The 13720-nt window shown below is 58.7% G+C and carries 11 protein-coding genes and 1 pseudogene; 7 read left to right on the top strand and 5 right to left on the bottom strand.

The genetic code is table 11. The features are described 5' to 3' along the window. The first annotated feature begins 4 nt into the window (after positions 1-4). Both ABH922_RS25190 and ABH922_RS25185 read left to right on the top strand, forming a co-directional pair. Positions 5-304 carry a hypothetical protein gene (locus ABH922_RS25190; RefSeq protein WP_424809797.1) on the top strand — a complete coding sequence of 100 codons (300 nt, stop codon included), beginning with the start codon at positions 5-7 and terminating at the stop codon, positions 302-304. Between the two features lie 10 nt (positions 305-314). Beyond that, the gene (locus tag ABH922_RS25185) at positions 315-578 is read left to right on the top strand and encodes a hypothetical protein (protein WP_424809796.1); all 264 of its coding nucleotides are present in this window, start codon (positions 315-317) and stop codon (positions 576-578) included. 231 nt (positions 579-809) lie between these two features. On the opposite strand, the gene ABH922_RS25180 is transcribed toward ABH922_RS25185, so the two are convergent. From ABH922_RS25180 to ABH922_RS25170, 3 genes are all read right to left on the bottom strand, one after another. Then, positions 810-1385: a hypothetical protein gene (locus ABH922_RS25180; protein WP_424809795.1), complete on the bottom strand. Its 576-nt coding sequence runs from the start codon at positions 1383-1385 to the stop codon at positions 810-812. 1 nt (position 1386) lies between these two features. Next, positions 1387-3120, bottom strand: coding sequence for a DEAD/DEAH box helicase (locus tag ABH922_RS25175; RefSeq protein WP_424810310.1), 1734 nt, complete (start codon positions 3118-3120; stop codon positions 1387-1389). A 73-nt stretch (positions 3121-3193) separates the two neighbouring features. Then, complete coding sequence (locus tag ABH922_RS25170) at positions 3194-4789, bottom strand: MFS transporter (protein WP_424809794.1); 1596 nt, start codon at positions 4787-4789, stop codon at positions 3194-3196. A gap of 493 nt (positions 4790-5282) precedes the next feature. Here ABH922_RS25170 and ABH922_RS25165 point away from each other — a divergent pair, with 493 nt between their 5' ends. Continuing rightward, positions 5283-5615 (top strand): hypothetical protein, encoded by a 333-nt coding sequence (locus ABH922_RS25165; RefSeq protein WP_424809793.1) that lies wholly within the window; start codon positions 5283-5285, stop codon positions 5613-5615. A 1-nt stretch (position 5616) separates the two neighbouring features. After that, the gene (locus tag ABH922_RS25160) at positions 5617-6432 is read left to right on the top strand and encodes a response regulator transcription factor (protein WP_424809792.1); all 816 of its coding nucleotides are present in this window, start codon (positions 5617-5619) and stop codon (positions 6430-6432) included. 58 nt (positions 6433-6490) lie between these two features. On the opposite strand, the pseudogene ABH922_RS25155 reads toward ABH922_RS25160, so the two are convergent. Beyond that, positions 6491-7492 (bottom strand): annotated as a pseudogene (locus ABH922_RS25155) (IS481 family transposase); the annotation flags it as partial. Between the two features lie 405 nt (positions 7493-7897). Further along, positions 7898-8491, bottom strand: coding sequence for a thioesterase II family protein (locus tag ABH922_RS25150; RefSeq protein WP_424810309.1), 594 nt, complete (start codon positions 8489-8491; stop codon positions 7898-7900). Between the two features lie 689 nt (positions 8492-9180). Between ABH922_RS25150 and ABH922_RS25145 the strand changes: the two genes are divergently transcribed. The 3 genes from ABH922_RS25145 to ABH922_RS25135 are packed head-to-tail and all read left to right on the top strand — an operon-like array spanning position 9181 to position 13641. Beyond that, positions 9181-10764, top strand: coding sequence for a class I adenylate-forming enzyme family protein (locus ABH922_RS25145; RefSeq protein WP_424809791.1), 1584 nt, complete (start codon positions 9181-9183; stop codon positions 10762-10764). 55 nt (positions 10765-10819) lie between these two features. Then, positions 10820-12106, top strand: a complete 1287-nt coding sequence (hemA, locus tag ABH922_RS25140) for a 5-aminolevulinate synthase (RefSeq protein ID WP_424809790.1) — start codon at positions 10820-10822, stop codon at positions 12104-12106. Continuing rightward, entirely contained in the window at positions 12103-13641 is a 1539-nt protein-coding gene (locus tag ABH922_RS25135; RefSeq protein WP_424809789.1) for a long-chain-fatty-acid--CoA ligase, read from the top strand. Before hemA ends, ABH922_RS25135 begins: the two co-directional genes overlap by 4 nt. Positions 13642-13720 lie beyond the last annotated feature (79 nt).

Raw genomic sequence — 13720 nt, 5'->3', positions numbered from 1 at the left:
ACCCATGTTCGACACCTTGCTCGACATCTACGCTGCCCCGTTTTACGTCGGTCTCGCGTTGATGGTGGCAAGTGCCACGCTCATCTCGGTCACCGAACGCAAACCTCCGAAAGAAGCTGCACCTTGGCGGAACTGGCAGATCGCACTCGGCATCATGGGTGCGCTACTCATCCTCGGCGGCGCAATCATCTCCCACGGCCCCTTGAGGATCCGCATCATGCTCATCACCGGAGAGGTGGCCTTCCTGACCTTCATCGGCTGGATCCTGTGGCGCATACCGTCCGACCAGCAAACAGGCGACTAGGAGAATGCGAATGTTGACCCTATTTCTGCTGAGCCTCGGCACCGTCGCGCAGGCCGGAGTGCTGACATCCCTGACCGCAGCGGTCGTGTTCGGCGGCTGGAAACTGGCCACCTACCTGCGATCGCAGAGACATCGGAAAGCCACTATCCGGCATGCCACCGAGCTACTTCGAGCGCGCCGCCCATCAGATGAGGATCGATGGGGCTTCGCGGACTGGGACTGGGCGCTCGCAGAGATCGCCGCACACGGACGAACACCAGGCGCGCGCACCTGATCTCCACCCCAGGCGTCACCTGAAAGGGCTTTCACCGCAACGGTGAGGGCTTTTTCGTTATTCGGCGAGTGTCCAGTGTGGCCACTGATGATCGTGGAACCACTAGAGCGCTTGCGAGAGGCGCGCGGCGGCTTGGTAGATCGCGACGCAGCCGCGCGGATCGCGCTCCATGTCCGCTGGGCTTACCGAGAATGAGTGTCATCAGCTGTCGATATGTCGTGTGATTACCGACTACTTCGACACTGTGAAGTAGTCGGACGGATCAAGGGTATTGAGTGCGATCCACCGCTGTGTTAGCGCCACGGTAGATACTCGGGTGCTACCCGATGGGGCGCGGAAGAAGTCCTGGATATCGAGCGCAATTCGAGGATCGTCATCGACACGTCGTGCCATTTCGTAAAACACGGCGAGAATGTGGATACAGCGCCCAGTGCCATTCGAGCAGGAGCAGTCGACGCCCGCGAGTTTCGGTGCAGGCCCGTGGCCTGCCTCGGTTACCGTGCGGTGTACCTCATCGGTGAGGATAGGTTGAGCACCGTATGACTGAGCGCCGTATAACTGGCCAGAGATTCTCACAATCGTCTCCCGGGGCATCGGTGCCACCTCGATGCAGGCCGCTAATGTGTTGCGGCCACGCTGGACCACGCCGCGCACGATGCGGCCGTCGATCGTGACGTGTACTCCTCCGACGCGCGCCAGCTTGCGGGCTCGCGGCAACGCCGGGTCGGGTCGGGTCTGGCGTAACGGCTGGGCGAGCCGAACCCAGTCCCGCCCCCACGCGGTGTAGCCAAAGTCATCGTCCGCCATATCAACTGGCTCGCTTCCGTCGCAGGGTGGCAATAAGCCGGTCGTCATCCAATCGGGCCAATTCGACAACTCCTGACATATCGGCAATATCGGATAGTGCGGATTTGCGCGAATGCATGGCCGCAATGTGCTCCTCCACGGTGGTATTGGTAGTCAGTGTGGTCACGGTCACAGTGCGGGTTTGGCCGATCCGATGGACTCGATCGGAGGCCTGCGCTTCCACTGCCGGATTCCACCAACGATCGAAGTGAATGACATCGGCTGCGCGGGTAAGGGTGAGCCCGGTGCCCCCAGCTTTCAGGCTGAGTATTAGCACTTTCGGGCCGTGGTCGGTCTGGAAGCGTCGGACGATGTCCGCTCGCTGTTCTTGATTCAAGCTGCCATGGAAGAACGGGACAGGCAGATCGAACTGCTCGCCGAAGTGCCGGACGAGCAGCTCGCCCGTCTTCCGATACTGGGTGAAGATCAGTGTTGGCGAACCAGTTTCGAGGTTATTGGCGACAATGTCGGTGCACAGGTCAAGCTTGCCCGACCTCCCAGATAGTTCGCCTGAGTCGTCGGGGGAGACCAGTCTCGGGTGATTACAGACCTGCTTGAGTGCGGTCAAAGCTGCAAGCACACGGGCCTGGCGCTGTGCGCCGCTACCGAAGCCATCGCTGATCGCCTTTTCCAGTAGTTGGTCGTATAGTTGCTGCTGTTCCATGGTGAGGTCGCAGATCAGGTTGGCGTGGATCTTAGGTGGGAGCGATGCTGCAACCTGAGACTTTTTCCGCATCAACACAACTGGCTCGATCGCTCCGCGCAGTCGGGTAGCGGCGGCGATGGAACCGTCCGCGATCGGCCGGATATAGCGCCGACGGAACTGCGCCTTATGTCCGAACAGCTGCGGTGCGACCAAATTGATCAGTGCCCAAAGTTCCTCAAGGCGATTCTCCACGGGCGTTCCGGTCAGCGCGATTTTCGCATCGGCCGAGATGGTTCGCGCGGCCTTCGATACTTGTGTGCGGGGGTTCTTCAGCACTTGCGCCTCGTCGAAAACCGCCGTGGCCCAGCGATGCTCCATGAGGGCAGAGCTATGTATGCGGAGCGTCGGATAGCCGGTGAGCACTACAGTTCTGTCATCTATCGTCTCCAGCGGGCCGCCACGCCAGATCATCGTCCTTAGATCAGGTGCAAACTGCGCGATCTCGTGTGCCCAGTTCCCGACCAGTGATGTGGGGCAAACCACCACCTGTGGCCCCGCATCGGCGCACCCGACGAGATAACCGATTGCCTGCAGCGTCTTACCGAGCCCCATCTCGTCGGCAAGTACCGCACCGCCGTGCGCGCCGACAGTCTCGCGTAGCCAACTCACCCCGCGGACCTGATAAGGCCGCAGCTCGGCGGTCAGTGTTGTGCGAAGTTCGGCTCCAACAGCACTAGTGTGGCGAAAGACTTTTACGGCATGCTCCGCTGATATCACGGCGGTACCAGTGGCATCGGGAATGGCATGCCCGGCGATCGGCAGGGCCGAGTCGCTGCCTGAAACCAGCTCCCGCCAAGCTTCGACCGACCGACCGGTTGATTCGAGAAGCGCGCCGTCGAGCCCGCGCGGCTCGATAAGTGCGCATTCGACGTCGGACACCTCGAATTTGGAGAGGTTCGGCGTAGGGACAACCAAGGCAACCGTCTCGACGTCACCAACGGGTGGGGCCGTCCCCACCTTGCCGCAGAACCAGGTCCATAGGGCGAACATATGACGGTCGAGGAGGTACGTGGCTTGGCTGTCAGCCCGGACATCATGTAGGTGTTGTCTGATTTCCATGGCGTCAATGGCTGCCGACATCGACCTGGGCTGCCCCAGTGTCGGAACTGCCGGCCTTGTCGTAGTCCGGCTCCGGCATCGGACCCTCCTCTTTTCTGACGGCAGGCAGAGTAATCAGCAGCACACCTGCTCCGAGGAGTGCGATGACCGCGATCCAACCTGCGCCGACATGCATGGCATGGATAAACGCATCATCAGCGGCCTGAGCGAGAGTGGGCCGGTCGATAGCGGTGGCGACATGGCGGGCCTGTTCGGCGGAAACTCGCGCCTGATCCTGCACCGCACCGGGTGCACTCTCCAGCGAAGGTTCGATCGCACGTCGGTACACGATCGACATGATCGTGCCGCCTATCGCGATTCCGATCACGCTGCCGGTTTGTCGCACGGTGTTGGTGACGGCCGATCCTGCACCGGCCTGTTCCAACGGCAGGTCGCTGATCAGTGCGGCAGTAACGGGACCGATCACCATGCCGATCGCGAGACCCTGTACCAACAAAAGGATCTCGATCCAGACGAGTGGAGTGTGCAGTCCGAGGAACCCGTACCCGCCCATGGTCAGCGCAGCCACGGTTAGCGCCGGCACGGCGACGGGGCGTAGCGACAGGCGCCGAACCAAACGCGAGCCAAGGGGCGCCCCCGCGAGCGCGCCGACTGCGGTCGGGACATTGGCCAAACCCGCCTCCATCGGCGAAAATCCGAGCGCGCCCTGCAAGTAGAACGCATTGTAGAAAGTGATGGCAGCCACACCGAAGAGCAGTAAACCAAGCGCCAAATTTCCTCCACCGAATGTGCGTTGTGCGAGCAGTCGCGGATCAAAGCTGGGCACCTTGAGACGCAGTTCGACGAGTACAAAAACGGCCAAGAGAACCAGACCGACAACGATCGGGCCCCAGACATCGGTACGAGTCCACGCAGTCACTTGTCCTGCCCGGATCAGCCCGTAGGCCAACGCCACGAGTCCACTGACCGACAGCAACATTCCAGCGGGGTCCAGTGGCCGCAGAGTGGGGCTGCGGAAATTCGGGACCAGCAAGGCGAGCCCGATCAACGCCAATACTGCGAACGGAACATTGATCAAAAAGACCGAGCCCCACCAGAAATGATTGAGTAGGAATCCCGCCAGCACTGGGCCGGCAGCCATTCCGACGCCGGCCGATGTCGAGAAAATGCTGATCGCGGCAGTCCGCGCGGGGCCGGTGAAGGTCCACATGAGGATGGCCAACATGGCGGGCGTGATCAGTGCGCTGCCCACCCCCATCACAGCTCGCGCTGTAATCAGCTGGCCCGCATCGCTTGCGTACGCCGCCCAGAGCGAGGATCCGGCGAAGATCACCAATCCCATGGAAAACACGGTCCGGTGACCGAAGCGATCGCCCAATGCGCCTGCAGTGAACATCAATGCGGCGAAGGCCAGAGTGTACGAACCTGTCGCCCATTGCAGTTGACCGGGATTAGCCCCCAGTCCGCGGACCGGGTCTGCAAGGGTCTCCAGCGTGGTACTCAGAACAGTATTGTCCAGCCAAATCAGCAGCGAACACAACATGAGAACGGCAAGAATTAATTGCTGCTTGAACTTCGGCAATGTCGGAGGCATGGTCATGAACACCTTCGTATATCGAATCGGTAAGAACCTGAACGACTAGACAATAAGCAAACCCCACGGCGCAGTCAATCTTAGAGTTTATTGTCAAATAATGTAGCGGCCGAGCAGATTACATGCCTCTGGGTCGGATTTGCGGACTGAACATTTCTGTGTCTCTGGCGACTTACGACCCGAAGGGCTTCACAATTCGGAGAGTTGCGAATTGAAGGGTTTCATGTCTCCGGCGAGCTGTAGCGCTGCATCTTGCGAGCTGATAAGCGGACATTGGCCAAGTAGAGGCAGCAATGGGCCGCCGATCCACCCCCGAACTGGACGGTTCCTGCGAATCGTGCCATGCTTATTTTGCGGGGAGGACCTTCGATTTCTACTCAAAAAATGTGTCATGCAGATGGAGGGATATCAGATAATTCTGACGTGAGTATTTTGGGTTCGCATTCAAATTTATGTCTATGCGTCGACTGGGCTAGATAGGGGCAAGGTGGTAGATCTAATGACAGTTGCGTCCCGTTTATTTCGAGGAATTAATGCCACGATTGTTGAAGTAGCATCTCTATTGGGGCATGTATTCACTGGTCTGCATATTCGAAAATTAGCTGCATTCGATTCCTGGGAGCAGGCGATTCGTCGAATCAACTCCAGAAATTTATTGATGAGCTGCGATACAACAAATCGATCGGACGTCGTCAACGTATTCGGTGGCTTCCGCGAAGAGGTTGACACCGCCGGTCATGCCGTTCGGACTTGGCGCGACGATAGTCCAGCCAGTATCTCCAGAAGCGCACTGTCTCGGACCCATGCCGGAATATTTGCAGAGGATCGCTGATATGGATAGCGTGAACGATAGACTGACGTGGCAACCGAACTCGAGCAGCGAAAATTACGAACGCTACACCCATCATCAGGCGGACTACTCGTTACCTCATATGCGTGACAGACGAGCTTCTCCGAAGGCTGGACGATCGCCGCTACAAACTGAGATCGAGGTGCAGGTCGGCACCCTCGATGCAAATCTTCAGACGATGCTGATAATCCAAGACAACATTCGTCGATACAGTATCGAGGGAATGCTTCGTTCACTCGACATCCGGTTGACAGCGAAATTCAGGACGGATATCGAAGATCTCTCGACATTCCGCAACGGCCACCTGATCATTTCATCCAAAAATGCATTGGAGCCAGTACCTGACGAGATCGCTGAAAAGCTGCGTATCCACAAAATATATGTACTGATCATGGTAGATTCGGCAGACGTTGTTGATCAATCATGGGTCGACCATGCAAACGGTTTCATGGATTGGGCAGATCTCCGTCCCGAGACCCTGCGCGAAGCGATCGTGGGCATAGAGGCTGGACGATTTCATGTATCGGACACTCTGATCCGACGATCCGTGGCGGCACTCGGCCATGCCCGTGATGGCGCCACCTCGAAGCGCGCATCCATGATTGCATTGACAGCACGTGAAAACCAGGTATTGCGCCTGATTGCCGAAGGGCTAAGTAACCGACAAGTCGCTCGCTCGCTGAGTATTTCTGAACATGGAGTTAAACGCGCGGTCGGCATCATATTGGCCAAGCTAAACTGCCCAAATCGGACTCTTGCGGTTGTTCGGGCCATAGAGTCGGGGCTCCTCCATGTGTGAGGTATCGGCCAATTGGCGAAGTCCTGTCCGTCGGCGCGGCTAGTTGTTGCACTGTCCAGTTGTATGAGGCGGTGACGTTAGTTGCGCGGTGCCGGCGGTACGCGGCAGGCGGTCGTCCTCCGCGTGTTGAATGCGGTCGGTGGTAATTGTAGTGAACATTTCACACCTCGACGGCGGGGCGCCGTTGTTGCTCGCTGGTGTATTCGCGGGAGTACAGTAGTTCTTCGGCGAGGATGCGGTTGTAGCGTTCAACTTTCCCATTGTGTTTCGGGGTGTACGGCTTGATGCGGTAGTGCCGAGCCTCGCGGAGTGAAGACGTGAAATCGGCTGATCGATAACATGATCCGGTGTCGGTAATCACGCGCTCGATACGAGTGATGCCATGTGCGGCGAAGTACACGCGGGCGTTGTTCATGAAATCGATTGCTGTTGCTGCGGTTTCGTTGTCGCGTGCCTCGGTGTACGCCAGGTGTTCCCGTCGATCGCGGAATGCAGGTAGGTGTAACCGGCACGTGCATGCTTGTTCTTCGTTTTCCGGCGCTGGGATCGTTTGGCCCGCTCGGACCCGCGACCGTGGGCACGGCAGCCACCGCCGTCGGGGATCTTCCCGACTTTCTTGATATCGACGTGGACCATCTGGCCTGGTCGCATCGCGACGATAACCTGGGGGTCACGGTTGGTTTCGCCGTTCGGGTCGATGAACCGGCGGCGGTGCAATCCCAGGTTTCGCAGGATTTTCGTGACGGTTCGGCGGGCAACGACAGTTCCATCCATTCGGAGTTCGAACGTGATTCGTGAGGCCGACCATTTTCCGCGTCCGCCGCATCGCTTCGATCTCGGCCATGGTCTCCGCTGGTGTGGCGGTCGGTGGGTGTTTCGGTGTGCTGGATCGGTCCTGTAGTCCCAGGTCGCCGTATTTGCGATACCGGTTGACCCATGTGGAGGCGCATTGGCGGGAGATACCCATTTCGGCGGCTACGTGGGCGATCGGACGACTCTGGCACCGCTCGATCAGGCGGCGTCCTCCTCCCACTGTCAGCGGAGCATTACGATGTGTCACAGGGCTGGTCCTTTTTGGTCGAGAACGGTTGTGTCGCAACTCCTATCCTTACGCCGAGGACCAGCCCGTCTGCTTCAGTCCCACGTCAGCAATGTCCATGCCTACAACAACTAAAGTTGTTGAGAATGCCAGATCGGGAATGATCCGATGATGTTGTCTACGTAAGGGTTCCGGTTACCGTGGGAGATCATTTCCCTTTGCGTATGGCTCTACCACCGGTTCACACTTTCGTTCCGCGAGATCGAGTTATTCATGGCCGAGCTTGGAATCGAAGTGACGTACGAGACGATCCGCACCTGGCGTGCGAGGTTCGGTCCCGAATAGGCCCGCAGGCTAGGCCGACATCCACCACAGGCCGGGAACAAAGTGGCATCTCGGCGGGGTGTTCGTCAAGATCGGCGGAGGTCATCGGGCCAGCTGCTGCCCAATGTCTTTGAGCACCGCCGCCTGGTGTTGGACGAGATAGAAGTGGCCGCCGGTGTACTTCTGCAAGATGAACTCGCCGGAGGTGTGTTTTGACCAGTCGCGCGCTTCGTCCTCGGTCACCATCGGGTCGGTGTCGCCGATGTAGGCGTGAATCGGGCAGCCGAGTTCCGAGCCGGCCTGGTACGTATAGGTCTCGGCAGCCTTGTAGTCGTTGCGTATCGTCGGCAGTGTGAGGCGCAGCAAGTCCTCATCCTCGAAAAACTGCTGGTCCGTGCCACTCAGAGAGCGCATTTTTGTAATCAAATCAGCGTCGTTGAGGTGTGCGGTTTGCCCGGCGCGGTGCCGCGAGGGCGCCGGGCGGGCGGAGACGAATAGCCCGTGCAATGGTAGGCCCGATGCCTCGAAGCGTCGGGCGAGTTCGAACGAGACGGTCGCGCCCATGCTGTGTCCGAACAAGGACAGCCTGCCCGACTCGGCGTGCGGCCGAAGCAGCGGGAAGAGCCGATCGACGAGCGCATCGATGGAGTCGAGCAGTGGCTCGGTACGTCTGTCCTGGCGGCCGGGATACTGAATTGCGAGGACCTCGACCGAGGGGTGACAGGGCCCGCGCCATTGGGAAATAGAACGTCGCGCTGCCGCCCGCGTGCGGCAGGACTACGAGCTTCGGCGCTCCGGGGTCCGCCGGATGATAGCGGCGTATCCAAAGGTCGCTAGTGGTTTCGGTGGCAGTCATTGCTCGTACTGTCCTTTCTGTGACCCGCAGCGCGCCCGGGCTGAGTCGTAGGGCGAGGATCGAAAAGATTCGGCGGTGATCCTGGACGTACCGATCGGCAAGTTCGGCAGGACAGGATGGTTGGCAAGAATCTGTACCGGACCGATAGCAGCCAAAGGCCGAACACCGACGCTGGCTTTTGGTCACGAACGCGGCTTGACATGTTTTGGCAGTCTGTCGAGTGTAACCGGACAGTTCACGGAGGATCCGTCGAGACGACGCCGATGCGGGCGAACGCAACCGACATCGAGTACCGCTGTGCCCCACTACCCAGCCGCCGCAGCGGTATCGCTCACACCAAATCGCAGGTCATTCCCTTAAATCGAGAACGCCGACATCTAGGTAGCCGAATGGCTACCTAGATCGGGACCTCGTCCGACGCACCGTTATAGCCAGTCGAACGATCTACCACTTACTTCAACTGCATGACGAAGATTGAGTTGCCCAATCGGACAACATCGCGATAGTTGGCGAATCAAAGGAAGGTCCCATGAGCCTGCCCAACCATTGGTGGAGTTCGAGTCGAAGTTATGTCTCGGAGATCCTCGCACTGCTCGCGGCCGCGCCGGATCGCGATGTCGCTCATTGGCGAGGCGAAGCCTTCTCTGGCGGTGACCTGACTCGGTCTGTAACTGAAACATTCATTGCGCTGCGCAATCGCGGAGTGGGTAGGGGCGATGTAGTAGCCATTCTGGTCGCGCCCAACAGCCCTGAGATGCTCACCGTGCGGTACGCGACACATCTGCTCGGTGGCGCCGTGTGCTATTTGCGAACCACTAACCCTGGTACCAAGGCAACGGTCCTTCCACTGGATCACCAGCTTCAAATCTTGCGTGACACAGAAGCAGTGACCGTCTATGCCGATGCCGAATATTCGGAGCGCGGGATGGAGCTCGCTGATGCTAGCGGGATTCCTGTAACGCGACTACAACATGGGGACCGCAATGAGGCCGGCCGAGTCGATCCTATCGATCCCCCGGAAGCCGTGGTGTGGGAGCCGGATGCGCTGGCCGTCATCAGCTTTACGAGTGGCAGCACCGGACGGCCCAAAGGAATCCGTTTGGCGGGTCGCGCGTGGGAAGCCACGCTGCGTGGATGGATGGATCTCGGTCGTGAATCCAACTGCGCGTCGATGCTGGTGTCGACCCCGCTGAGCCATGGCGTTGCCGCAATGGCAGACGCAGTCCTCGCCGCGGGCGGAGCGCTCCATCTCCACGAGACATTCGAAGCCGAGAAATTCGTGCACACCGTCTCGACAGAAGAAGAGATTTCGTGGACGTTCATGGCTACAAACCACGTCTTCCAACTCATCGACCATCTGCTCGAGCGGGAAATTCGCGACAGAGACGCTGTGGAGGCCGCGGGCTTGTCTTCGCTGAAGCGGATTGTCTACGGCGGCAGCCCCGCGGCACCCGCTAGAACTACACAGGCATTTCGGCTTTTCGGCCCTGTTCTGTGGCAGGGGTATGCCACGACTGAGTCCGGTCGAATCACGACCCTGGCACCTTCGGAGCACTCATCAATGGAGCTTTCAGCCACTGTCGGTCGACCGTTCCCTGGGGCGGAGGTCGTTGTCTACAGCTCAGATTCGGGGGCGGAATCCGCGGCGGGGGAAATCGGTGAGGTCCGCGTCCGCTCGCCTCAGATGATGGACGGCTATAACGGAAACCCGGAATTAACTGCACAAGTTCTTCATGACGGCTGGTATCTCACCGGAGATATCGGTTATCTCGACGAGCGAGGATATCTGACTCTCTTGGGTCGAGTGGCTGACGTCATCAAGGTCGATGGCGTCAAGGTTCATCCAATTGTTGTCGAGGCGGAAATTCTTTCCCACTCAGGCGTCCGACACGCCGCCGTCTACGGCGTGCGAGACGAGGATGGTAGCGAGCATATCCACGCTGCGATCGAATGCGATCCGGCAGGAGTGGTCGAAGTGGAAAATATTCGCGCCGGAATTGCTGAGACGCTATCCCCGATTCACGTGCCCGAGAAGATAAAGATCTTGGCCGCGCTGCCGATGAATAGCAACGGCAAGCCCGACAAAGTGTTCCTACGGTCCAAATGTATCTAGCGTCGACCTCTTAGTTCCTATCTCAATCCAACCGCTACGTCGAGAAAGAGATGAAATGAACGTTCACCTGGAATCATATCTCAGTGGGAAAACCGTTGAAGATCTAGCTGAAAGCAAACGCGATTTCCTGGAGATCGGCCGTCGTTCCGGTAATTATCCGATGGCCACTGCACGGCGCGATGGGACGGTTTCTGAAGTAAGTGTCTGGTGCAGCAACGACTACCTGGGAATGGGCCAGAATCCTCAGGTGATAGCGGCCATGCATGCTGCGATCGATACCCATGGCGTAGGCTCCGGAGGTTCCCGGAATATCGGTGGAAATAACCATTATCATGTGCTTCTGGAAAATGAACTGGCGGATCTGCACGGCAAGGAATCTGCGCTACTTTTTACATCGGGATACACGGCCAACGATGGCTCTCTTTCCGTGTTGGCGGGGATGCCGAAAGATACCATCGTATTTTCCGATGCGAAGAACCATGCCTCGATTATCGACGGTCTCCGACATAGCGGCGCAAAGAAGCACATCTTCAGACACAACGACGTCGCTCATCTGGAAGAATTGATCGCGGCCGCTCCCGCTGACTGCCCGAAGCTTATCGTCGTGGAAACGGTCTATTCCATGTCGGGCAATATCGCTCCGCTCGCCGAGATTGCCGATATTGCGGACAAATATGGTGCCACGACCTTCATCGACGAGGTCCACGCGGTCGGCATGTACGGCCCGCAGGGTGCCGGTATCGCCGCGCAGGAAGGCATCGCTGATCGGTTCACAGTCGTGATGGGTACCTTGGCAAAAGGTTACGCAACGGTCGGCGGCTACATCGCGGGACCTGCGGCTCTCGTAGATGCAGTGAGGACCTATTCGCGCTCGTTCGTCTTCACCACCTCGTTGCCGCCGGCGATCGCAGCCGGTGCGCTGGCGTCGGTTCAGTACCTGCGGTCGTCCGATGTCGAACGAAAGGCTCTTTCGGGGAATGCGCGGCTTCTGCACAGCCTTCTGGTCGCGGCCGACATCCCGTTCATTTCGACTGACTCCCATATCGTTTCGGCCTTCGTCGGTGACGACGATATTTCCAAGCGGGCGTCCCAGATGCTGTTCGAGCGGCACGGGATCTACGTCCAGTCCATCAACGCTCCGAGCGTGCCGGCTGGCGAGGAGATCCTGCGGATCGCTCCGTCTGCTGTGCATAATCAGAACGAAGTCGAGGACTTCGCCCGCGCTCTTTCTGGAATCTGGAACGAATTGAACATCCCGACCGCGAGCGCCCGAGATTGGTTCACGTCCCCGCTCTGCGGTGGATCCCGCACTGCGACGAAAGACGGACTGCTGACGCAATGACCGTGTCAGTTGCCGCCGTGCTGGCCGACACGGCGGCGCGGCAACCGAACCACTCTGCCGTGATTTACGACTCCGAGCATTTCACCTACGGGTGGCTGTGGGAACAGGCACGTCGCTACTCATCCGTGCTGCGAGCCAACGGAGTACGTCCAGGAGACCGAGTCGCTATGCTCCTGGTCGACACCCCTCAGTTTCCTGTTGTGTACTTCGGCATTTTGGCGGCCGGCGCCGTCGCGATCCCGCTGAATGTCATGTCGACCGCCTCGGAGATCGAGCATGTACTGACCGATGCCGCTGCCCATTTTCTCGTGTGCGCTGCCTCGTTACTCGCGAAGGCGACAGAGGCGGCGGAGCCGCTCGGTACTGTGCTCCTCACAGTCGGCCGGGGCCCCGGGGGCACTGTTGATCTGGAGAATGCGGCGCAGGACACAGCGCCGATCGACGATTTGGCGCTACAGGAACCCGACGATGTCGCTGTCGTGTTCTACACGTCTGGCACGACGGGTGCCCCGAAGGGGGTGATGCTCACCCACCGAAATATTCTGTACAACGTCGACCGGATGGTCGCCACTCCGTTTGCGTTCAGGAGTGACGACATATTGCTCGGGTGTTTGCCGCTATCACACAGCTTCGGTCAGATTTGCGTCATGCTGACTGGTTTCCGTGCCGGCATATCCATTGTCATGATGCCAAGGTTCTCCGGGCGAGAGGCACTCGCTCTGATGACGAACCACCGATGCACGGTGTTCATGGGGGTGCCGACAATGTACTTGGCGTTGCTCGATGCGGTACAGGGAGATCAGGTTCCCCAGCTCGACCGTGTGTACAGCGGCGGATCGGCGCTTCCGGTCAAGACTCTCGACGATGTCCGAAATGCCTTCGGATGTCCTGTGTATGAGGGCTACGGGTTGACCGAGACCTCCTGCAGCGTTGCCTACCATTATCCCGGCCTACCTTTTCGATCTGGAACTGTCGGTGTTCCAATCAATGGCGTCACCGTCGGAATAACTCGTCCGAACGCCGAGGACATCGATCTCCTGCCCGCCGGTGAGGTGGGCGAAATCGTGGTGCGTGGCCCGAACGTCATGATGGGATATTTCGATCGCCCAGCTATCACTGCCGAGGTTTTGATCGACGGCTGGTTCCTCACCGGCGATCTCGGCAGGCTGGATGGCGACGGCTATCTATCGGTCGTGGGCCGGAAGAAAGACTTGATTCTGCGTGGCGGCTACAATGTTTATCCACGTGAAATCGAGGAGATCTTCGTAGAGCATCCGGCAGTGGCGCAAGTGGCGGTTATCGGTGTTCCGCACCTTGTTCTAGGTGAGGAAGTATGGGCAATTGTTGTTCCTGCCCGGCCGGAGGACGTTACCTCTGGATTAGGTAAGGAAATCATCGAATGGGGTAAACAGCGTCTCGCCGCATATAAATACCCTCGTCGAGTCGAGTTCATCGATGCTCTACCGATAGGTACCAGCGGAAAAGTTCTCAAACGGATGCTTGTCTCGAAATACGAGTCGGACGCCAGCGCGTAGCCGAAAATGAAAGATTCTATTCTGAGTGGAAAGACCATGTATTCAGGTCGCCGATAATTTACTGATCGGCGATTCTCGA

Source organism: Rhodococcus sp. 27YEA15, assembly GCF_049739425.1.
Taxonomy (GTDB): domain Bacteria; phylum Actinomycetota; class Actinomycetes; order Mycobacteriales; family Mycobacteriaceae; genus Rhodococcus_F.
This window is presented reverse-complemented; position numbering and strand designations above follow the sequence as displayed.

Bases quoted from the DNA above. Each gene is read 5' to 3' on its own strand.
- ABH922_RS25190 (WP_424809797.1), top strand. From the start codon at position 5: ATGTTCGACACCTTGCTCGACATCTACGCTGCCCCGTTTTACGTCGGT.
- ABH922_RS25185 (WP_424809796.1), top strand. From the start codon at position 315: ATGTTGACCCTATTTCTGCTGAGCCTCGGCACCGTCGCGCAGGCCGGA.
- ABH922_RS25180 (WP_424809795.1), bottom strand. From the start codon at position 1,385: ATGGCGGACGATGACTTTGGCTACACCGCGTGGGGGCGGGACTGGGTT.
- ABH922_RS25175 (WP_424810310.1), bottom strand. From the start codon at position 3,120: ATGTTCGCCCTATGGACCTGGTTCTGCGGCAAGGTGGGGACGGCCCCA.
- ABH922_RS25170 (WP_424809794.1), bottom strand. From the start codon at position 4,789: ATGACCATGCCTCCGACATTGCCGAAGTTCAAGCAGCAATTAATTCTT.
- ABH922_RS25165 (WP_424809793.1), top strand. From the start codon at position 5,283: ATGACAGTTGCGTCCCGTTTATTTCGAGGAATTAATGCCACGATTGTT.
- ABH922_RS25160 (WP_424809792.1), top strand. From the start codon at position 5,617: ATGGATAGCGTGAACGATAGACTGACGTGGCAACCGAACTCGAGCAGC.
- ABH922_RS25145 (WP_424809791.1), top strand. From the start codon at position 9,181: ATGAGCCTGCCCAACCATTGGTGGAGTTCGAGTCGAAGTTATGTCTCG.
- hemA (WP_424809790.1), top strand. From the start codon at position 10,820: ATGAACGTTCACCTGGAATCATATCTCAGTGGGAAAACCGTTGAAGAT.
- ABH922_RS25135 (WP_424809789.1), top strand. From the start codon at position 12,103: ATGACCGTGTCAGTTGCCGCCGTGCTGGCCGACACGGCGGCGCGGCAA.